Source organism: Undibacterium sp. Rencai35W, from assembly GCF_049340185.1.
Lineage (GTDB): Bacteria > Pseudomonadota > Gammaproteobacteria > Burkholderiales > Burkholderiaceae_D > Undibacterium.
Genome location: NZ_JBMPPC010000004.1, coordinates 1 through 21,246, shown reverse-complemented (window position 1 = coordinate 21,246; position 21,246 = coordinate 1). Strand labels below are relative to the sequence as shown.

Here is a 21,246-nt window from a genome sequence, read left to right as displayed (position 1 = left end):
GGGGGAGTATATGACTCCCCCCAGTGTGCTGATGTCTTGATGGCGACGAGGTACTTCTTACGCTTATGCCTAATTTAATGTCGAATTTAATACCGAATTTTAATGGTCAATTTTACTTCTTGATTTTGACCGGACGCTGCCAGTTGTCGATGGTGACTTGTCTGGCGCGGGACACCGTCAGCTTGCCCTCCGGCGCATCTTTGGTTAGGGTTGTGCCTGCTCCCAGAGTCGCACCTTTGCCGACGCGGACCGGTGCCACCAGTTGCGTATCGCTACCGATGAAGGCGTCATCTTCAATGATGGTGCGTGATTTGTTCACACCGTCGTAATTGCAGGTGATGGTACCGGCACCGATATTCACGCGACTGCCGATCGTGGCGTCGCCGATGTAAGCCAGATGATTCGCCTTACTGTGCGCTGCGACCTGGCTGTTTTTGACTTCGACAAAATTCCCGATATGCACGTCTTCTGCCAGGGTTGTGCCCGGACGCAGGCGTGCATAAGGACCGATCTGCGATTGCGCGCCGACAGTTGCATCCTCAATGTGGCAAAACGCCTTGATCACGGCACCGGCGGCAATATGCGCGTCCTTGATCACGCAATGCGCGGCAATCTGCACGCCGTCTTCGATGCTGACTTTACCCTCAAATACGCAGCCGACATCAATCGTCACATCGCGTCCGCACGTCAGGCTGCCGCGGATGTCGATGCGGTTTGGATCCAGCAGTGTGACGCCTTGCTCCAGTAATTTTTGTGCCAGATTACGCTGATAGATGCGCTCCAGCTCAGCCAGTTGGACTTTGCTGTTCACGCCCAGCGTCTCCCAGACTGCATCGGGCTGTGCTGACACCACGGGCACGCCGTCTGCCACGGCACGCGCCACGATGTCGGTTAGGTAGTATTCCCCTTGCGCATTATTGTTCGACAGCGTCGTCAGCCACTGTTTAAGCTGCGCTGTTGGCGCGATGATGATGCCGGTATTGATCTCGGTAATCGCTTTCTCTGCCTCGCTCGCATCTTTTTGCTCGACGATACGAACGATCTTGTCACCCTCACGTACGATACGACCCAGTCCCGTCGGATCGTCCATCTCTGCGGTGAGAATCGCCAGTTTGTCCTGGCCCGCCGCCGCAATCAGCCGCCGCAAACTCGCGCTCGTGGTCAGCGGCACATCGCCATATAAGACCAGCGTCGGCACGCTCTCATCCAGCACCGGCACCGCCTGCGCAACGGCATGCCCGGTGCCGAGCTGCGGCTCTTGTTTCGCAAAGTGTAAATCATCCGCTGCAATCCGCGCAGGCACCTGATCGCCGCCATGCCCATAGATCACACAGATATTGCTGGCCTGACCGTCATTCGCAAGGCTACGCGCCGTATCAATCACATGCGACAACAAGGGTTTGCCTGCCAGGGGATGCAAGACCTTGGGCAGAGCAGATTGCATGCGCTTGCCCATACCGGCGGCGAGAATAACGACGTTCATGGAAATTCCTGTGGGGTGATAGTGTGATGTTGAAATTTTAACATGAGGTGGTGGTATTAGCTAAGTGGCGTGTCGATGCGAGGTGATGTTTTGCAGACGCACTTTGCGTAGTGCATTGTGCTGGATAGTTGGCGGTGAATTATTTATACAGGTATTTTGAGATTGCCGGCCGGGGGTAGCCCGACGGCTACTTACTTTTCTTGCTTCGCCAAGAAAAGTAAGAGCAAAAGAAGGCGACCGCATAGTGTTGCCCTGCGGGCTCAGGAGCAGGCTCCTGAACAATTTACGCCTCCCAAAAAATGGGAAGTGTCCGAAACTAGCTGCGCTCAGGCAGCGGACACTTCTGATCCATTTTCTGGAATGCACAAATTGCTGCGCCAAAGCGGGATGAGCAATTCAGAGCTAGCGGTAATTTGAAAAAGAATCACGCCTTCAATGTCGTCGTACCCATCTCTGCGGGAATACAATTTTCAGTATATTTCGCTCATATTTTTAATGAATTAAACTCAAACCGCAGTATTCATGAGGCTTACAGGCCATTTTCGCGCTGAAAGCCCCATATATACTACGTTGTTATGTTTGGTAACTTCTAAAAACCCTTTAAGCCATATTTCATAAAACCGCTTACTCCTGTCTTTTCTCTGTGTCTCCGTGCCTCTGTGTTGAGAGGTCTTGGTTTTTGCGTCAGTCCTATCAACATGATTTTTCAATTTGAATGTTTTTAGAGTTTCCCGTTTTAATCATCATCCCTGAATTACTGCGACATCATGTCCGGCGCCACTTCACCCGCTCCAAATTCAGGCCAAACGCCCCTCTAAATTTGCAACCAATTCCCTTTAAACACAATCGGCCCAGTCGGTTTGTCAGGATTGCCCGAGCCGCCTTTTGGCTCTAATGTCACTGCCAGCAGCGGTGTCGCTTCTGCGTTCATGTACTCAGGCATAGGCAGGGTGATGCTGCCGTTGTCGGCGACCAGGCCCAGAGATTTGACTTTGCCTTCTTTGCTGACTGCCCACAGTTCCAGACTCTTGTCGGCGGCGATGTTCTGGGCAGTGACTATGCGCACTACGAGTTGCTTGCGTTTGGTGTCGCCGGTGATGACGGCGATGGGTTGCGCTTTGTCGTCGGACAGCGTGGCGACGTAGTTGCTGGTCGGTGGTAGAACCTGATCCGGCTGTTTCGACATCAGTACCGAGACCAACACCACTGCGGCAGTGGTAGAGACCATGCCCAGGCCGCGCCAAAAGGCGAGGTCTTCGCGCAGGTTGCGCCAGTAGGCCCAGCGTTCGCTTAAGGACGATGATGTTGTTGTGAGTCCCAGACGTTTTTCCAGGGCGTGCCAGACGCTGGAGGAGGGCTGTGCTTTTTTGGCGAATTCGGCCATGGGCAAGAGGTTGCTTTCCCATTGGCGCACAACTTGTTGCAGGTGGGCGTCGCGGGTCAGCCAGTTTTCAAAACGGCGACGTGCGCCACCGCGCAGGGTGCCTAGTACGTATTCGGCTGCCAACTTTTGTTGCAGGTTGGGCTTATTCTGGATATTCATGCTAACTCCATTTTGCCAAGGCAGGTGCGCAGCTTGTCTAATCCGCGGCGTATCCAGGTCTTGACGGTGCCCATTGGTAATTTCATCTGTTCGGCGACTTCGCTATGTGACAGGTCGTGATAAAACGCCAGCGCCATGGCCTGGCGGTGCAAGCCTTCGAGCCGCGACATGCAGGACGCGAGCGCCTGGGCGTCTTGCGTCATTTCCAGTGACTGTATCGGGGTGAGTTCGCCGCTTTCCAGTGCGTGCACGACATCCATATCGAAGTTATCCGCGTCAATTTCTACGTCATGATCGAGTCTGCGTAACAAGTCAAAGGCGCGGTTGCGCACGATGGTTGTCATCCAGGTCATGGGCGCGGCCAGACTTGACTGATAACTGGCGGCATTGTTCCAGATGTTGACAAAACTTTCTTGCAACACTTCTTCCGCCAGTTCGCGCTTAACTAATATACGCAGCGCGAAGCCAAACAGTTTCGGCGAAGTTGCTTCGTAGAGCGATTTAAATGCCGCAGCATCCTTGCGCGCTACGCCTGCCAGCCAGATATGGAGCTGGCCTGAGTCTAATTTGGTGGTGGACAATTGAGGATCCGTTTCGTCTGGAAATAGAGGGAATTGCTGCAAATCATACGATAAGGCGAAGAAATTTGTTATCCAGTCATCAAGGATTATTCAATTATTCCTTATCGCGCAACAATTCATTGTGTTTTGTCGTCTTTATTGATTGGTCCGGCATGTATAGACTTGCTTCATCGATGAGCACGACACCGCAGTAAAAGTAGCAAACAGTGCGCGACTCACCGAGGCAGAACATAGGGACCGTGTCCCGCTGCCTAGAGTCATCAACCTAATTTATCGGAGAAATATCATGAATGCGAAACAATTAATTGCTGCTGTTGCCCTGATCACTGCTGGTGTTACTACTGGTTCTGTTGCATTTGCAGGCGACTATCAAGTCGGTGGCGAAGCGTATGTCAGCTTCCCTATCCCTAGCATGACTAAATCGACTGCTGAAGTACGCGCTGAGCTGGTTCAGGCACGTGCCGAAGGTCAAAAAGTCGGTGGCGAGTCGTACACAACGATCGCAACCAGCAATGCGACTAACGGTAAAACACGCTCAGAAGTGCTGGCAGAATTGAGCCAGGCACGTAACGACGGTCTGGCTGTCGGCGGCGAATCTTATGTCGCTTTTGCTCCTGCGACGCCAGCACGTGTTAGCAGCGATGCAGTACAAACTGCGAAAAGCAAATAAGTTGTACCACGCTGTATCGTTTGTTTGATGCCTGGTGCGTCATTGGCTTAGTTACTTGCTTAGCTACTTGCTTTATCCGTGAGTAAATAAACGGGGCAATGAAGCAAAGAAGCAATGAAGCAAAAAAGTAAATAGCATCAAATAACAGCATCCAATAAAAATGCCACCGCGAGGTGGCTTTTTTATTGGATGATTGCTTAGTGCATGCAAGGTGATGTCGCCAGATCTAGTGAGCACACCGTTGATCGGTTGGATCATTAACGACGTAATTAGCTGCGTGCCAGCTTAGTCGTCATTGCCGAAATGCAGAGAAATTACATTCTTGTCCGGCGTTGCACAGGGTTCATCATCAAAGGCAATGTCGCCGTCAGGATTGGCAACGCCGTCGATTGTCAGATCCTTGAAGTTGAATAAATTTTTGTCCATCAGATGGGATGGCGCAACGGTGGACAGCGAAGAGAAAATACTCTCTACGCGACCTGGGTTAGTTTTTTCCCAGCCACGCAGCATGTTCTTGATCTGCTTACGTTGCAGGTTTTCTTGCGAGCCGCATAAATCGCAAGGAATGATAGGGAAGCCCTTGACCTGCGCATAACGTTCGGAGTCGGCTTCTTTGACATAGGCCAGTGGACGGATCACGATATGTTTGCCATCGTCGGATTGCAATTTCGCCGGCATCCCCTTTAGTTTGCCGCCGAAAAACATATTCAGGAAAAAAGTTTCCAGGATGTCGTCGCGATGGTGGCCGAGCGCAATCTTGGTCGCGCCGAGTTCATCGGCGACGCGGTACAAGATGCCGCGACGCAGGCGTGAACAGAGCGAGCAGGTCGTTTTGCCTTCGGGGATCAGGCGCTTGACGATGCTGTAGGTATCCTGATTCTCGATGTGGTACGGAATGCCGAGTTGCTCCAGATACGCAGGCAGGATGTGATCTGGGAAGTTCGGTTGCTTCTGATCCAGATTGACGGCGATGATCTCAAAATTGATCGGAGCACGTTCACGCAATGTCATCAAAATATCCAGCATGGCATAGCTGTCCTTGCCGCCGGACAGGCAGACCATGACCTTATCGCCTTCTTCAATCATATTAAAATCACCGATGGCCTGGCCGACCTGGCGACACAGGCGCTTGTGCAGCTTATTGTTCTCGTAGGTGATTTTTTCTTGCGACTTCTGACTGGTCGTCACGTTGGTTTCAGTGACGGTGGTGTCGGGATCGGCAAAGCTGGTTTCTTGTACTTGCATGATGGTGCTTCAGTTTCTGTAATAAACAATAGAACAATAGAACAATACGGATAACAATAAGTCGATGTGGCGGAGTGAACGATCAGATGTCCGCTTTAATCTGGAAGACTTCCACGCCGACGCCTTCGCAATCCGGATAGACATCGGGCTTCATCGTCGAGACGCGGACTGCACGTACACGCGGATGTGTCAGCATGCGCTTGGCGACGTCGTCGCACAAGGTTTCTTGCAGATGTACGTGACCTTGTGCCATACGCTGGGCGATGGTCTCGCGGATGAAATCATAATCCACCACCTCGTCGAGATGATCGGCAGTTGGTGTGGACAAGGCCAGCGGGATATACAGATCCACATTGATGAGAACACGCTGTTCGCCCTTTTTTTCAAAATCATGCACGCCGATATTGATCATGATTTCGTAGTTGCGCAAAAACAGGCGGCGGCAATCGGCGAGTTGTGGGTAGTGGAGGACAGATAACATAAGATGGTCGACTCAATCAAAGGGGTGGTAGGGTATTTGGTAATGCGGTATCGGCCGTGACGACATACATGATGTCACGTGCTGACGGCAGCAGATGCTGGCCGCCATCGACCGTAATCGTGGTGCCGGTCATTGCGGGCATCTCCGCAACGAAGCAAATCGTTTGTGCAATATCTTCCGGGGTGCTGGAGCGTCCCAGCGGCGTGACCTGATGTGCTTGCGCAAAATCAGCCTCAGTCTGATGGCCCGATACCATTGTAATACCCGGTGACACGCCGACGACGCGCACCTTTGGCGCCAGCGCTTGCGCCAATGTCGTGGTGGCGCATTGCAGGGCAGCTTTGGATAAGGTGTAGGACAAAAAATCAGGATTCAGGTTTTGCAGCTTTTGGTCCAGCAGATTAATCACGCAGCTTTGCTGACCGTCCGGCGTCGCTGCGTGCAAGGCCTTTGCCAACATCAACGGAGCGTGCAGATTCGCATGCATGTGCTTGTCCAGCGAACGTTGTGTGAGGCTGTCGATCTGGTCTTCTTCAAAAAGTGAGGCATTGTTGACGACGCAATGCACGCTGCCAAAGGCGGCAATCGCTCTTGGTAATAAAGCCTGAACCGCATTTTCATTGGCTAAATCACACTGCAACGCGACCGAACGACGGCCCAGTGCTTTGATCTCGGCAACCAGCGTCAGCGCATCTTCTTCTGATTGTCCGTAGTGGACAGCTACGTCCCAGCCGCGCTGCGCCAACGTCAGTGCAATCGTGCGGCCTATGCGTTTTGCCGCACCGGTCACGAGGGCGACGCGCGGCTTTTCGCCGGCCGCTGTATTGGTTACTGCGCTGCTGATTAAATTAGTCATGGAAATGCGTTTTCACTGGTTTCTCACTGATTGATCCTGTAATTGTCACCTGCAATGGCGACGATTTTTATACAATGCGGGTATGCGACTACCTCATTCTCCACGACCACCACTTTCACTCCCTGTCCCCGGTGACGATGCCCTGGCGGCGTCGCGGGCTTTACAGCAACTGATCAGCGAAGACATCAGGGCACAGGCGGGCTGGATCTCGTTTGCCCGATACATGGAGCTGGCGTTATATGCGCCGGATCTTGGATATTACAGCGGCGGTGCCGCAAAACTCGGTAAAGACGGTGATTTTACAACTGCACCAGAGATGTCACCGCTTTTTGGTGCGACTCTGGCGCAATTGGCGGGCGCTTTATTCGCGCAAACCAGTGCCAATGTGATGGAGTTCGGCGCAGGAACCGGGCGGCTGGCCTTCGATTTTTTGTCAGAATGTCAGGTGTCAGGCATTGCTATTGAGCGCTATTTTATCGTGGAATTGTCCGGTGAGCTCAGAGCAAGGCAAGAAGATTTGCTGAAAAATTTCCCGCAAGTGCAATGGCTGCAACAAATGCCGGTCTCGTTCAGCGGCGTCGTGCTAGGCAACGAAGTGCTCGACGCCATGCCAGTGCAACTGGTGTGTAAGACAGAGCAGGGCTGGCGCGAGGTTGGTGTCAGTCTGGCTGATGAGCGAAATACTTCAGCGCCTGATACTTTAGCTCTTCATGCCTCGGCAACTGAGGCGGCGGCATCGACAGTAGCCTCTTTTGTCTGGAGCGAACGCGATTGTGATGCCGCGTTGATGGCGCAATTGCAGGCGCAGATTCCGGATCATGCAGAATTGCCTCTGGGGTACCTGACCGAGCTGCATGCAGTTAGTAGCGGATTTATGCGCAGTCTGGCGGCAATGCTGACGGCAGGGGAGAAAAATTCGCAAGATTCGCAAGGATCCTTAGCCAACGCAGTAAATGCAGCGGAGGCAGAAGCAGTGCCGCCCGGTAGCGCAGCCGTTGCGATTTTGCTCGATTATGGTTTTCCGGCGCATGAGTATTATTTGGAGCAAAGAGCGCAGGGCACCTTGATGTGTCACTATCGGCATCACTCGCATCCTGATCCGTTTTATTTGCCGGGTTTGCAAGATATTACCGCGCACGTTGACTTCACGGCGATGGCACTGGCAGCGCAGGCCGGCGGACTGGAGGTGCTGGCGTACTTGAGTCAGGCGGGATTTTTGCTGGAAGCGGGGATTGCGCAGCTCCTGATGCGTACACCGGCAGACGACCCGATGCAGTATTTGCCGCAGGCGAACGCTTTGCAAAAGCTGATTTCGCCAGCGGAGATGGGGGAATTGTTCAAAGTGCTGATCGTCGGTTGCGGCGTAGAACTGGATTCGCAGTTATTGCGCCATGATCGCAGTCACCGGCTGTGATTCTTGATCAAATTATCTATACTCACCCTTAGTATATTTTAATGCACTAATGAATGCGGGCGGAATAAGCCTTTTTTATCAAGATATAAGGGGAGTATATGAATAATGAGCACACCATAGTCATGAAGGCAGGTACATGATACGTTGGGTATTAACGATATTTCTAGCCCTGATTGTGTTCACCACTCTGCTGCCCTGGCTAGAAAAATTAGGCATAGGACGCTTGCCAGGGGATCTGCGATTTAAGCTGTTTGGCCGGAATTTTTCATTTCCGTTTGCCTCGACGATTCTGCTTTCGCTGTTCGTCCTGTCGATTGCGCGTTTTCTGAAATGAGTTTGCGAAAAAATAACAACGTGGCATTTTGGTAAACCGCGACGCAAAAACTCTGCAATTTCTATTCACGATTTGCCTGAATCGGTTAAAGTTTTAGCATAATTGCGACGACACCTTAGTATTGACACGGTTGACGTTGTTATGAAACCGAATTGCCCGAGACGGATGCAGTGAGCCTGATGCAGGCAAGCGCATTAACCATAGATACAAATAATAAACATAAATAATAGGCATTACAGACATAACAGACCTTCATCATCATAATGGGACTGATACACAACTGCCTGCTACGTGGCGCATCTCCTCGCCGGACTCTTTGCACTGTCTTTGTCGATGCGCGTTGCGGAAACAATTTGTACCAGTGTTGTAATGAGATCTGTAATGAGTTCTGTCAATAACGATACTCCCGAAAGTGCCCATGAGCGACTTGGCTGACATTAGAGCACTGCTCATTGAACCGCATGCAGGTATGCGTGTCAGTTTGCACAATATGCTGAATTTATGCGGTATCAACAAAATTGAACATGCCCTGACTGCGGGCACGGCTATCCGTACGATTCAAGCGAAAGTATTTGATCTGGTTTTATGTGAGTACGATCTCGGTGTCGGTCAAGACGGACAGCAATTGCTCGAAGATGTTCGTCACCATAAACTCACGCCTCTCTCCACGATTTTCATCATGGTCACTGCTGAGCGCGCCTACGCCAAAGTGGTGAGTGCGGCGGAGCTGGCACCATCCGATTATCTGCTCAAACCGTTCACCGCAGACATGCTGCTGGAACGGGTGATGAAGGCAATTGAAAAGCGTAAAGCCTTCGTCGAAGTTTATGGCCTGATGGAGCAGGGCGCACTGGTCGAAGCTATTAATGCCTGTCATCACGGCGAGCGGGATTTTCCGCGTTATCTGGTCGACTTCATGCGTATACGCGCTGAGTTGCATGTGATTCTTGGTGAGGCTGCCGAAGCCGAGGAGCTCTACACCGCCTTGTTTGAAATGAAGGCGGTTGCCTGGGCTAAGCTCGGTCTGGCAAAGACTCTGTTCATGCAAGGTAAATACCAGGAGGCGGAGGCAATTCTCAAGAATCTGGTCGCAGAGAACAGCAAGTATATGGATGCCTACGACTGGTTGGCCAAGACCCACGAGGCAATCGGCGAATTACCAGAAGCGCAGACGGTACTGACTACCGCCGTCGGCGTGTCACCGCATGCCGTGCGCCGCTTGCGTAAGCTCGGTGAAATCGCTTTAGAAACCGGCGATGTGGAGACGGCCGAGCTGACCTTTAAAAAAGTCGTTGCGAAAGCCAAATTCTCAGAATTCCGTGATCCAGAAGATCATGTCAAGTTAGTCGATGCACTGGTAAAAAAAGGCGATACGGAACAAGCTAAATCCGTGATCCGTGATATGGAAAAAAACATGGTCGGCCTGAAAAAGACGGCTGCCTGCAGAGCGATTTCGGCTGCCAAAATTCATGCGTCGACCGGTGATGCCCGGCTGACAGAAGAGCTGGGTGCCGCCGTCGCAGCCAGCAAAGAAAACATCGGTCTGTCCACCAATCTCAAGCTGGGACTAGCTAAAAGCTGTCTCGACAACAATCAGGAAGGCGAGGCCTCAGAGGTCATTCTCGACGTGATGCGCAATGCGACCAACCAGAAAGTCATGGCGCGTGCCCTGGGCGTATTTGAGAGTGCAGGCAAAGGACATCTCGGCAAGGAACTGGCGCAGCAAAGCCAAAAAGAAGTGATGGATCTGGTGGCGCAAGGGGTGCAAAAAGCCAAGCAGGGCGATTTCCGAGGTTCAGTAGAATTGTTGACCACCGCAGCACGCAAGTCGCCGGACAATCCGCAGGTTGTGATGAATGCGGCACTGGCAACCTTGAAATGCCTGGAAAACCTGGGTTGGGATCATCAGATCGGTGAGCAGGCAAAACACCTGATTGAATCGGCGCGCCGCCTCGATCCGATGAATCCTCGACTTAAAGCGATACAAGGCCTGTATGACGATCTGCAAAAGAAATATGGCATTAATGTGATACGTAAAACTAAATAAGGCAGGCGTAAATAAGGTAGACGTACTACCCAATCAGGAAACCACCGGGGCAGGTTTGTCCCGGCGGTGAAATTGATTAAAGTATGCTCATACCAACAGACCACTTCCCCAACAGCCAGCAGGTTCGCCAGCGAATTTATTCATGTCCAATGACACTTCGGTTTATTTAGGTCAGCATGCGCCCGAGTCGCCGCGTGACCGGCTGATGCGAAAAATCAGCGAGGATATGGCATTGCCGACGCTGGGTGCCGCGGTTGCTAAGGTGGTTGAGATTACCTCCAGCGGTGAAGACTCGGTTTCCAAACTCGCCCATTTTGTTTTGGCCGATGTTTCTCTGACGCAGAAAATTCTGCGGCTCTCCAATACCATCCATTACCGTACGGCTGCTGGTGTACCGGTTACAACCATCTCCAGAGCGATTTTTTTGCTGGGTTTTAATACCGTTAAGACCAGCGCTCTGGCAATGCTGCTGGTCGATTGTTTTAAGGATAAAAGCCAAGCGCAAAGTGTACGCAAGGAGCTCATGCATGCCTTGTGCGCAAGTATCATCGGGCGTGAAATGGCGCAGCGCGGCAGGTATCAGGACGCAGAAGAAGCGGCGGTTGCGGCCTTGTTCAAAAATATCGGACGCCTGCTGGTTGCTTCGTTCGATCATGTCCTTTTCGGGCGTATCGAGGCAATGCTGCTCAGTGGTCACGCCGATGCAGGGAATGCGGCAAACTTGCTGATGGGATGTAGCTACGACAGGCTGGGCGGTTTGGCTCTGCAGGAATGGAAAATCCCCGAATCGATTATTCAGTCGCTCGGTCCGCTGCCGATGGGCGAGCAAAAAAAAGCGACACACCGCAACGAATGGTTAAAACAGGTTGCCAGCTTCAGCGACGAAGTCGCAGGACTGGTACTGACAACGGGCAACGATAATCTGAGCGCACGTTGTAAGCCTCTGTTACTGAAGTTCGGCAAAGTGCTGGAGCTCGATCAGCAAAAACTCGACGAACTGTTAAGTAAAGTCGTGCAAGAAACCCGGCAGCTTGCCGAGAGCATGGATATCGCTCTGCCTGCCGATGGTCAGGCGGGGGATGTGTTGACGGAGGATGAGGGAGTTCCTAGCGAATTTCTGTTGAAGACCTACGACTCTGAGCAGATGCAACAAGCTGAGCGCTATGCCAGCGGCAAGCCGCATAATGCGCGTGATCTCTTGCTGGCGGGCGTGCAGGACGTCACGCAGATGCTGGCGTCGGATCAGATCAAGTTGAACGATATGATTTTGCTGGTGCTGGAAACCTTGTACAGCAGTATGGGTTTTCGTTTTGCCACGGCTTGTCTGCGTGAGTTGCAAACCTCGCGCTATGTTGCTCGGGTGTCGGTCGGCGAATCCTATGCTGAGCGACAGCGAGGCTTTGTGTTTCCGATGAAGAGTGAACAAGATGTTTTTCATCTGGCGATGAGCAATAACGTCGATCTGATGATTTCAGACGCAACCGTACCGAAGATACAAAAATTATTACCCGCCTGGCACCACCAGCTCCTGCCTGATACCCGCAGCTTTATTGTGCTGCCGCTGGTGATTCAAAAAAAGCCACTGGGATTCTTTTACGCTGACCGCGCTGTCGCGGCGGAAGAAGGCGTACCACCTGACGAAACCGCATTAATCAAAACTCTGAAGAGTCAATTACTTGCCGCGATGATGCGCCCTTAGCTTTACTCTGCGGTCATTAGCGTGGTTTTCGTTTGGTACTGCTCAGCTCAACTGAGCGCTAGCCAGCATTGATCAACACTAAACAGCATGAATCATGAATCAACACGAATGCCGACGGCCAGTTAAAATGAGGGCTTGATTGACTTTGGGATGCATCATGTTGCTGACTACCTGGCTTACTTTTTTCTTCGCGGCTTGTCTGATCGCGATTTCTCCCGGCTCTGGTGCTGTTCTGTCGATGTCGCACGGATTGTCATACGGCGTCAAAAAATCCAGCGCCACAATTATGGGTTTGCAGGCGGGATTGTTGCTGATATTTGCTATTGCCGGTGCTGGTGTGGGTTCCATACTCATGGCTTCCGAGCTGGCGTTTAATGTCATCAAAACGGTGGGCGCTTTGTATTTAATTTATCTCGGTATCAGTCAGTGGCGCGCCAAGGTTGATGTGGCTGGTGGCGAGGTGGCGGCTGACAGCATAGCGACTGGTAACATCGTGGCGGCAAGCCAGGCAATACCTGATTGGCGCAAACGGTTTTTGATTGGGTTTTTTACTAATGCGACGAACCCGAAAGGGATTATTTTTATGGTCGCCGTGCTGCCACAATTCATCAGTCACGACGCGGCATTATTGCCGCAGCTCCTGATACTTGGTGTGACGATGTGCTTGGTTGATCTGGTCGTGATGCACAGCTATGCATTTGCGGCATCGTCGATGCAGCGATTTTTCCGCGACCCGCGCTTATTAAAAAAGCAGAATCGCTTTTTCGGTGGCGTCTTGATGGCGATCGGCGCGGCTTTGTTTTTTGTAAAGCGCAGCCCGGGTACCTGATGTATTGATCGCCGGGGTCTCTGATATGGATTGTCAAAGACCCCGGTGGTGATTTTTCCCTGAACTATTTATCCCAGCGGGATTTCCTGTTTCTTCGCCAGTGCATCCAAATCCTGCCAGATGCTCATTTGATTCAACAAACGTGTCGCCGGATCCAGCATCGCATTCAGGTTAAAGAAGCGCTCAAGCGCTGTATCGGTAAAGGCACTGCTTTGAGAGAAGTTGGTGCGGCCATATTGCTTTTTAAAGGCGAGCAATAAATCCCCCGGCGTATCCTTGTGCCACGACTGCATCAGACCACCGACCATGAGGGCGCTGTCCGTGGTTTGCTCCAGCATACGTGGATTGCGCGAGCTGCTGACATCTTTGTAGTCGAGCAAACGTGGAAAATAAAATTGCTTAATCCAACCAGCGGGAATGCCACCGTCGCGCACGATTGCTACGCTGCGCCATTGTTTCCAGCTTCTTTCGGCTTTGTCGGCATCGACAAATAACTCATCGGCATGCACCGCGCAGTCCTCAGCGAGTTCGATTTCTAGGATGACGGGCAAGCCTGCCTGTAAGGCAATTTCTTCGAGTTCGGGCATTTGTGGTTTTTGTCCATGTGCGTCTTGCAGTGCCTGGACAAAGCTCCCCAGCGTTGCTTCATGTGCGGCATGCAGGCTGCTGGTTGCCTGACAAAATGCGGCGCAGGCCGCGAAGTAAGCCATCAGCTCGCCGACATAAATACCACCGGCGACACTGGTTTTATCCGTGTCGGCATGCAGACCGGCGCGTAGGGCATCGGCATGAATACCGTTTCTCAATATAGGGTAGAGCTGGGTGGAGATGGTGCCGTATTTCACCAGAGTGCCGGCAGGCAAGGTAAATGATGTCATAGAATTCTTTATTAAAAAAAGCGGTTACCCAGGCCAAGCAAGACGACGATGCCGAGTATGGCGAAGATCGTGGCGGCTATCCAGCGCACCAGCTTGAAGGGGAAATTCGGTGCGGCGATCTTGCCAAGAAACACTGCGGGCACATCGGCGATCAGCATACCCAATGTGCTGCCTGCGACAACCCAGACCAGGCTACTGTATTTGGCTGCCAGTGCGACGGTTGCAAGCTGGGTTTTGTCGCCGATTTCAGCCAGAAAAAATGTAACACAGGTCAACAGGAACACGCCGTAACGACTTTCGCTGAGCGTGCTTTCTTCCATTTCGTCCGGTTTCAGGGTCCAGGCGGCAATCGCCAGAAACGACAAACCTAGTGCCCACTTTAAAATATCTGGTGAGACATTGGATGCGACCCATTGCCCCAGCCAGGCAGCCAGCGCGTGATTGGCAAGCGTGGCGACCAGTATCCCCAGAATAATCGGTAAGGGTTTTTTGTAGCGGGCGGCGAGCAGCAGCGCGAGTAATTGCGTTTTATCGCCAATTTCACCGATGGTGATGGCTAAGGCAGAGACGAGGAAAGCTTCCATGAGATAGGCGGATCGGGCGAGTTGAGCAATGATAAATGCACCTCTCGCCCAATCCCTGGTCAAAAAGGTACATATATCAAAGGTCTTGCCGGACTGTTGCTGAAAAAATCTTCAGGCTTCCAGTCAAACGCACCATGACGGTTGTCAAGTATGTTGATGCGTTTACTTCAATATCGTTAAGCTTGCCGATGATTGAAGCGGGCTACTCCCCAGTGAAATAAGTAACAGATTATACCCCATGCATGCCAGTGGCTATTGCTAAGATGCATCCCAGCCATTTTTATGCGCGACTTCGCGTGCTTCGCGGTCTCTGGCAAACATCTCTTCGAGTTCATCTCTTGCCTGTTTGGCCAGCGACACCATTTGCTGCTGGTCTTTGTAATGAGGATACACGGCATGCATGGTCTTGATGTTGTGTTCACGAAAGCGCAAAGCAGTCAGGCGTGCCTGATAAGCTCTGAAGCCGAGTTGCTGCAATACCTGGCGGCCAATTTGCAGGGAAGATTCAAATGTTTCCCGTTCAAAAATACTCACACCTCTGTCCATTAACTGGTAGCAGTGACTGATATTGCGGGCGCGTGCCACGATGGTCAGGTGGGGGAAATGTTCTTTGGCGATGTCGACCAACGCGAGGCTATCTTCGACATCGTCAATCGCGATCACCAGAATTTTTGCTTTGCCGGCACCTGCTGCATGCAGCAAGTCAGCACGGGTAGCATCACCGTAAAAAATTTTAAAACCAAACTTACGTAATAACTCGATCTGGTCTGGGTCATGATCCAGCACGGTAGAGCGTATGCGGTTCGCGTAGAGCAAGCGTCCTACAATCTGACCGAAGCGGCCGAAGCCCGCAATAATTACAGGGTTGTCCTGTGACGTGATTTCATCCTCAGGCGGTTTTTCCAGATTGCGCAAGCGCGGCTCCAGCCATTTATCGTATATCACCAGCAAGAGCGGTGTTGCGACCATCGATAGGGCGACCACCACGACCAGCAATGCGGAGGTCTCTGCAGAAAAAACCTTAGCACTGGTCGCTGTAGCGAACACCACAAAGGCAAATTCGCCGCCCTGTGCAAGCAAAAATGTGAACAGAGAACGTTGCGCTTTCGGTATCGAAAAGCGACGGCTGAGAAAGTACAGCATGCTCATTTTGATCAGCAAAAACAGCAAGACGATACCGAGAATTTGCAACGGCTTTGTCAGGAACAAACCGAAGTCCACCGACATACCGACAGCAATAAAGAATAAGCCAAGCAGCAGCCCTTTAAACGGTTCCAGATCGCTCTCCAGTGCATGGCGATATTCGGATTCAGCGAGCAAGACGCCCGCTAAAAATGTGCCTAGTGCCATGGACATATTGACGGATTCCATCAGCAGTGCAATCGAAATGACCAGCAACAAGGCGAACGCAGTAAAGATCTCGCGCATTTCGGTTTTGGCGATGATACGTAATATCGGACGTATCAGGTAACGGCCGCCCACAATCAATGCGGCAATGACGCCGATGACTTTGAGACCCGCCAGCCAGCCCTCTGTTTCTCCCTGAGTTTCTGCCACACCTAATAAGGGAATCAAGGCAATCATAGGAATAGCCGCAATATCTTGAAACAGCAGAATCGAAAAACTTGCGCTACCGGCGGGCGTTGCCATCAGATTGCGCTCATCCAGGGTTGCCAGCGCAATTGCGGTAGAGGATAGTGATAAGCCTAGTGCGGCGATCAGCGATGTTTTCCAGCCTACACCTACTGCAATGCCAGCCAGGCTTAATGCGATGGTGCAGCCGATGACCTGCGCGCCTCCCCAGCCAAAAATAGGACGTCGCATCGACCACAGACGTTTTGGCTCAAGCTCCAGTCCGATCACGAACAGTAGTAACACCACACCGAATTCTGAGAAGTGCAAAATCACTTGCACATCTTCGATTAAGCGTAAACCCCATGGACCGATTGCCATGCCCGCCAGCAAATAACCGAGCACGGCGCCCAGGCCCAGACGTTTGGCTACCGGTACGGCAATGACTGCTGCCAGCAAATAGATCAGGGCATTGAACAACAAATTATTTTCCATCACGATTCCTTTATTTCTGACATTGGTGTCGATGGCGCTGGTGAAGCCAGTGTCGACCCCGATACTGTCCAGTCCGGATAGCTTTGCAGCAGATCACGATAACGTTGGCAATGTGCTTGGACGCTCGCCTCATCGACTTGCAGAGCGCCGAATAGCATGTAAGGCGGAAGCCAGTTCATCCCGCATAAATTAGCGGTTTGTTTCAGTGGCGGCAAGAACGCATCAAACGCGTGGCGATGCGTTCCACCGCTGCTATAGTCATTCGAACTACCGCCGGTAGTCGCTGCTAGCCAGTAGTCTTTTCCCTGCAACGCCGTACCGTCTTTGCCGTAGGCCCAGCCGTATTCCAACACGACATCCATCCATTCTTTTAATAACGCGGGCATGCTGTACCACTGAATAGGATGCTGGAAGATCACTAGATCTGCTGCCTCAAGCAGGGCTTGTTCATATCGTAAATTGATATGAAAGTCTGGATAGGTCTCATACAAATCATGTACGTGAACATGCGGCAGATCACTGACAGCGGAGAGCATGCGGCGGTTGACGCGGGAGCGATGTAAGGCCGGGTGGGCGCAGATGAGTAAAATCGATTTGGATGTCATGAGTAGGTTAAAAATCAAGGACAAGACCAGACTGTCTGGTCGATGGATGAATGCATGCTAACGCATCTGCCTGTCTGATTGTTAACAGGCAGCAGTCCTGTATGATCCTCTGCATTCTTTTTTGCGATTCTATTTTATGAAACCTCTTTATTCCATCGCGCTATTTAGTGTGTTATCGCTTGTTTCTGCCTGTAGCTCATTCGCAGTACGTACGGACAAGGGGAGTGCTGCCGAGCTGGTGTTGCTGGAGACCACTGATTTACACGCGAATGTACTGAGTTATGATTACTATAAACTCGCAGCCAATCCAGGCATCGGTCTGGAACGTACCGCGAACCTGATTCGGCAAGCAAGAGCGGAGTTTGCCAATACCATGCTATTCGATAATGGCGATGCGATTCAGGGTACTGCGCTGGCAGATTTTCAGCTATCGGCACAGCCTTTGACATGTCGCGAGACCTTGGCGATTTATAAAGTCATGAATGTTCTGGGCTATGACGCTGCCGGGATAGGTAATCATGAATTCAACTTCGGCTTACCTATGTTGGCGCAAGTGACCGGACAACAGTTTAACTTGCCCGCCAATCCAGATAAGCAGCAGGAACGCTGTGCCGGACCGCAATTTCCCCTTGTGCTGGCGAATATTCTGAGCGTCAAAGACCATTCGCCGATTTTTCCGCCTTATGTGATTTTAGAAAAAGAGATACAGGCAACCAGCGTTGATGGCGTGTCTTTTAAAAGTCGTCTCAAAGTCGGCGTTATCGGATTCACGCCGCCGACTGTGTTGCAATGGGATAAGCGCTGGCTGGACGGTCAGGTATTTAGCCTTGGTATCCGGGAGCAGGCCGAGAAATATATTCCCGAGATGCGTGCACGTGGTGCGGATCTGGTGATTGTCATTTCTCATGGCAGCTTTGATGGGGCCGCTTACTCAGCAGACATGGAAAATGCGAACTACCATCTTGCTAAAGTGCCGGGAATTGATGCTTTGCTGTTGGGGCATGCTCATCAACTTTTTCCTGATGCGAAGAGTCAGGCCGCGCAATTTAATTTGCCTGGCATTGATAAAGTCAGCGGACTGGTGCATGGTGTGCCTGCGGTGATGGCTAGTTTTTGGGGACAAAATTTAGGTCTGATCAAGCTTGGCTTGAAATTTGACGGGCAGCACTGGCAAGTCAATCCGCAGCAAACTACGGTGCAGACGCGAGGAATTAAAAAGCCTGACGGATCCTACGTCAGCGCCGAGCCGGACATAGCGACCATATTACGATCTGAGCACGAGGCGACTATAGCGTATGTGAAGACGCCGATAGGTCAAACAGATTTTCCGATGTCGACTTATTTCGCAGATCTCGGCGATGTGTCAGCGCTTCAGATTGTGAATCAGGCGCAGGCAGATTATGTTCGTTTATTTGTCAAAACAAATTTGCCGCAATACAGGGACCTGCCTGTGTTGTCGATGAGCGCGCCGTTTAAAAGTGGCGTGGCCGGTGCGACGGATTACACCGATATTACGGCAGGTGAGCTCGCTCTTAACCACGCGGCGGATTTGTATTTGTACCCGAATACCGTGTACGCGCTTAAAGTGAACGGCGGAGAATTAAAAAACTGGCTGGAACATGCTGCCCGTCGCTTCAATCAAATTGATCCTAAGCAGGCCGCGACACAAAATCTGATTGCTCAGTGGCCTGGCTATAATTTCGATATGCTGAGTTCTCCGGATATCCGCTATGAGATTGACGTGACGCAAGCACCTGGGAAGCGTATCCGGCATCTGGAATATTTGGCTAAGCCGGTTTCGCCAGCACAGGAATTTATCGTGGCGACGAATAATTACCGGGCTAATGGTGGCGGAGGTTTTCCGGGAATTGATGACAGTAAAGTGATTTATGCATCGCCTGATGCGAATCGCGATGTTTTAATCCAGTACATAAAAACGCATCCGCTACTTAGTCTTAAAACAAACGGCATGGAGCGGAGCTGGCGTTTCAGCAAAGTGCTGACTGCCGGTCCTATAACTTATGTCAGTGCGAAAAACAAATTGGATCTGGCGCGGCAACTTGGCTTGAGTAACCTGAGTATTTTTTCCGAGGATGAGGGGAGTGGAAAAAATTTGTCGGTTTATCGTATCGATTTGAGTAAATGATATATATCAAATAACAAGACTGCACTTGCTTCGGAGTAAACTGGATTCGTCAATAACAAGCACGGGATCATCATGACGATCAACTTGGCCAATTTAATGAATTACTGGTCGGCGGCAGAACTGGATGCCAACTTCATCATTTTTTTGAATTTGGCAGGAGCGATGCTGTTAGGGTTTGTGGTGGGGTACGAGCGTTACTATCACGGACGTGCTGCGGGTATGCGAACGTATGGTCTGGTGTGCATGGCATCCGCTGCTTTAGTCGTGATTGCCGGTTATCCTGAGTTCTGGTTCGGTGCCCGCTCGCAGTACCCGGTTAATCTGGATCCTTCACGAACGATTCAAGGCATCGTTACTGGCATCGGCTTTTTAGGTGCTGGCGTCATTATGAAGGAAGGCTTCAGTATCAGTGGCCTGACCACGGCAGCGTCTTTGTGGGCATCATCCGCGATTGGGATATTGGTTGGCATCGGCTTCTATGCCGCAGCGATTCTGCTTGCCTTATTGTCCGCCGCTTGCATGATCTGGGTGTCAAAGCTTGAATTGCTATTGCCATCCCGCCCGGCGATTGCGATCACGATGCGCTTTAAGGATGGGTTTGTGCCTGATGAAAATACCTTACGCGCGATTGCCATCAAACGCGGTTATGAGATTGCGACAGGCACCATCATGATTTCTTGCCAGGAACAAAAAACTGAATGGCGTTTTGTGGCCGTCGCGCTCAGTCGCAAGCTTGGTGTTCCCTTAAGTGTGTTATCGCAGGAACTCACGAAATTCGAGGGTGTTGAGTATTATCATCTTGCTCATGCACGTAACTGACATGCAGCCAACATTGACATGGTAAATACTTAAGTATTGTTAAAATTATTCTGTTCGATTCAAAAAATAATAAATAATTCTTTTAAATCAATAATTTGTCGACTTGTTGCCGTATTGAGACAGCAAGAGGATTGTCATCTCTCATTCGATTTACTGCGAAATTTCACGCCTTTTCATAAAAAGGTATTGACAGTGAAATCGAACATCTCCATAATTCGGGGTTCCCTACGGAGGGGTGGCCGAGTGGTTAAAGGCGACAGACTGTAAATCTGTTCTCTCTGAGTACGCTGGTTCGAATCCAGCCCCCTCCACCATAGGAAAAGAATTGCTTAATCGTGTGCGTGATTGATGCGGCTGAAGTGGTAGCCCCTGCGGGTGTAGCTCAATGGTAGAGCTGAAGCCTTCCAAGCTTATGACGAGGGTTCGATTCCCTTCACCCGCTCCAGTTTTATGTTTGTGCAAGAGTTTGTGCGCAAAACAAGCTGCCCTTGTAGCTCAGTGGTAGAGCACTCCCTTGGTAAGGGAGAGGCCACGTGTTCAATCCACGTCAAGGGCACCATGTACGCAGGTGTTTTCAAAGTTTTCAAATCTAAAAGTTGTCGGGCGCGTGCCTGTACATTCTCATCAAAATCGTTAGGAGTCTAAAATGGCAAAAGGTAAGTTTGAACGCACCAAGCCGCACGTCAACGTAGGCACAATTGGTCACGTTGATCACGGTAAAACCACTCTGACAGCAGCGATTGCGACAGTATTGTCCAAGAAATTTGGCGGCGAAGCCAAAGCATACGACCAGATCGATGCAGCGCCAGAAGAAAAAGCGCGCGGTATTACCATCAACACAGCCCACGTAGAATACGAAACAGCCGGCCGTCACTACGCCCACGTTGACTGCCCAGGCCATGCTGATTATGTTAAAAACATGATTACTGGCGCGGCGCAAATGGACGGCGCGATCCTAGTATGCT

At 51.2% G+C, this 21,246-nt stretch carries 19 protein-coding genes, 3 tRNA genes and 1 riboswitch; of the genes, 12 read left to right on the top strand and 10 right to left on the bottom strand.

Annotated elements, in window-relative coordinates:
• Positions 1-112: 112 nt before the first annotated feature.
• From glmU to ACO0K3_RS09765, 3 genes are all read right to left on the bottom strand, one after another.
• A complete protein-coding gene (gene glmU / locus ACO0K3_RS09775) occupies positions 113-1,483 on the bottom strand; it encodes a bifunctional UDP-N-acetylglucosamine diphosphorylase/glucosamine-1-phosphate N-acetyltransferase GlmU (protein ID WP_422984095.1) in 1,371 nt (456 codons plus the stop codon).
• A gap of 814 nt (positions 1,484-2,297) precedes the next feature.
• Entirely contained in the window at positions 2,298-3,026 is a 729-nt protein-coding gene (locus ACO0K3_RS09770) for an anti-sigma factor (RefSeq protein WP_422984093.1), read from the bottom strand.
• Complete coding sequence (locus tag ACO0K3_RS09765) at positions 3,023-3,607, bottom strand: sigma-70 family RNA polymerase sigma factor (RefSeq protein WP_422984091.1); 585 nt, start codon at positions 3,605-3,607, stop codon at positions 3,023-3,025. Before ACO0K3_RS09765 ends, ACO0K3_RS09770 begins: the two co-directional genes overlap by 4 nt.
• A 286-nt stretch (positions 3,608-3,893) precedes the next feature.
• On the opposite strand from ACO0K3_RS09765, the gene ACO0K3_RS09760 reads away from it, so the two are divergent.
• Positions 3,894-4,277, top strand: coding sequence for a DUF4148 domain-containing protein (locus ACO0K3_RS09760; protein WP_422984089.1), 384 nt, complete (start codon positions 3,894-3,896; stop codon positions 4,275-4,277).
• Positions 4,278-4,562: 285 nt separating this feature from the next.
• On the opposite strand, the gene ttcA is transcribed toward ACO0K3_RS09760, so the two are convergent.
• The 3 genes from ttcA to ACO0K3_RS09745 all read right to left on the bottom strand — a co-directional run bounded on the left by ttcA (position 4,563) and on the right by ACO0K3_RS09745 (position 6,859).
• Positions 4,563-5,522: a tRNA 2-thiocytidine(32) synthetase TtcA gene (gene ttcA / locus ACO0K3_RS09755; protein WP_422984088.1), complete on the bottom strand. Its 960-nt coding sequence runs from the start codon at positions 5,520-5,522 to the stop codon at positions 4,563-4,565.
• Between the two features lie 82 nt (positions 5,523-5,604).
• Positions 5,605-6,003 (bottom strand): dihydroneopterin aldolase, encoded by a 399-nt coding sequence (locus tag ACO0K3_RS09750; protein WP_422961908.1) that lies wholly within the window; start codon positions 6,001-6,003, stop codon positions 5,605-5,607.
• Positions 6,004-6,019: 16 nt separating this feature from the next.
• The gene (locus ACO0K3_RS09745; protein ID WP_422984086.1) at positions 6,020-6,859 is read right to left on the bottom strand and encodes an SDR family oxidoreductase; all 840 of its coding nucleotides are present in this window, start codon (positions 6,857-6,859) and stop codon (positions 6,020-6,022) included.
• 82 nt (positions 6,860-6,941) lie between these two features.
• Between ACO0K3_RS09745 and ACO0K3_RS09740 the strand changes: the two genes are divergently transcribed.
• From ACO0K3_RS09740 to ACO0K3_RS09720, 5 genes are all read left to right on the top strand, one after another.
• Positions 6,942-8,273 carry a class I SAM-dependent methyltransferase gene (locus ACO0K3_RS09740; protein ID WP_422984084.1) on the top strand — a complete coding sequence of 444 codons (1,332 nt, stop codon included), beginning with the start codon at positions 6,942-6,944 and terminating at the stop codon, positions 8,271-8,273.
• Positions 8,274-8,409: 136 nt separating this feature from the next.
• Positions 8,410-8,607, top strand: a complete 198-nt coding sequence (locus ACO0K3_RS09735) for a DUF2905 domain-containing protein (protein ID WP_422984082.1) — start codon at positions 8,410-8,412, stop codon at positions 8,605-8,607.
• 418 nt (positions 8,608-9,025) lie between these two features.
• Entirely contained in the window at positions 9,026-10,654 is a 1,629-nt protein-coding gene (locus tag ACO0K3_RS09730) for a tetratricopeptide repeat protein (protein ID WP_422984080.1), read from the top strand.
• A 142-nt stretch (positions 10,655-10,796) separates the two neighbouring features.
• A complete protein-coding gene (locus ACO0K3_RS09725) occupies positions 10,797-12,353 on the top strand; it encodes an HDOD domain-containing protein (protein WP_422984078.1) in 1,557 nt (518 codons plus the stop codon).
• Between the two features lie 157 nt (positions 12,354-12,510).
• On the top strand, positions 12,511-13,182 hold the full coding sequence (locus ACO0K3_RS09720) for a LysE family transporter (RefSeq protein WP_422984076.1): 672 nt from the start codon (positions 12,511-12,513) through the stop codon (positions 13,180-13,182).
• 68 nt (positions 13,183-13,250) lie between these two features.
• Here ACO0K3_RS09720 and ACO0K3_RS09715 read toward each other — a convergent pair whose 3' ends face one another.
• The 4 genes from ACO0K3_RS09715 to ACO0K3_RS09700 all read right to left on the bottom strand — a co-directional run bounded on the left by ACO0K3_RS09715 (position 13,251) and on the right by ACO0K3_RS09700 (position 17,316).
• Complete coding sequence (locus ACO0K3_RS09715; protein ID WP_422984074.1) at positions 13,251-14,060, bottom strand: hypothetical protein; 810 nt, start codon at positions 14,058-14,060, stop codon at positions 13,251-13,253.
• A gap of 11 nt (positions 14,061-14,071) precedes the next feature.
• Positions 14,072-14,644: a TMEM165/GDT1 family protein gene (locus ACO0K3_RS09710; RefSeq protein WP_422984072.1), complete on the bottom strand. Its 573-nt coding sequence runs from the start codon at positions 14,642-14,644 to the stop codon at positions 14,072-14,074.
• 81 nt (positions 14,645-14,725) lie between these two features.
• Positions 14,726-14,867: riboswitch (yybP-ykoY riboswitch) on the bottom strand.
• A gap of 35 nt (positions 14,868-14,902) precedes the next feature.
• Entirely contained in the window at positions 14,903-16,711 is a 1,809-nt protein-coding gene (gene kefC, locus ACO0K3_RS09705) for a glutathione-regulated potassium-efflux system protein KefC (protein WP_422984070.1), read from the bottom strand.
• Positions 16,711-17,316 (bottom strand): NAD(P)H-dependent oxidoreductase, encoded by a 606-nt coding sequence (locus ACO0K3_RS09700; RefSeq protein ID WP_422984068.1) that lies wholly within the window; start codon positions 17,314-17,316, stop codon positions 16,711-16,713. Before ACO0K3_RS09700 ends, kefC begins: the two co-directional genes overlap by 1 nt.
• A 136-nt stretch (positions 17,317-17,452) precedes the next feature.
• On the opposite strand from ACO0K3_RS09700, the gene ACO0K3_RS09695 reads away from it, so the two are divergent.
• The 6 genes from ACO0K3_RS09695 to ACO0K3_RS09670 form a co-directional block, all read left to right on the top strand.
• Positions 17,453-19,462 carry a bifunctional 2',3'-cyclic-nucleotide 2'-phosphodiesterase/3'-nucleotidase gene (locus tag ACO0K3_RS09695; protein WP_422984066.1) on the top strand — a complete coding sequence of 670 codons (2,010 nt, stop codon included), beginning with the start codon at positions 17,453-17,455 and terminating at the stop codon, positions 19,460-19,462.
• Positions 19,463-19,534: 72 nt separating this feature from the next.
• A complete protein-coding gene (locus tag ACO0K3_RS09690; RefSeq protein WP_422954809.1) occupies positions 19,535-20,281 on the top strand; it encodes an MgtC/SapB family protein in 747 nt (248 codons plus the stop codon).
• A gap of 229 nt (positions 20,282-20,510) precedes the next feature.
• Positions 20,511-20,595, top strand: a tRNA-Tyr gene (locus tag ACO0K3_RS09685).
• Positions 20,596-20,652: 57 nt separating this feature from the next.
• Positions 20,653-20,726: transfer RNA gene (locus tag ACO0K3_RS09680), tRNA-Gly, on the top strand.
• A gap of 39 nt (positions 20,727-20,765) precedes the next feature.
• A tRNA-Thr gene (locus ACO0K3_RS09675) sits at positions 20,766-20,840 on the top strand.
• Positions 20,841-20,927: 87 nt separating this feature from the next.
• Positions 20,928-21,246, top strand: a 319-nt coding sequence (locus ACO0K3_RS09670; protein ID WP_422984064.1) for a GTP-binding protein, incomplete at its 3' end; no start/stop codon positions are given.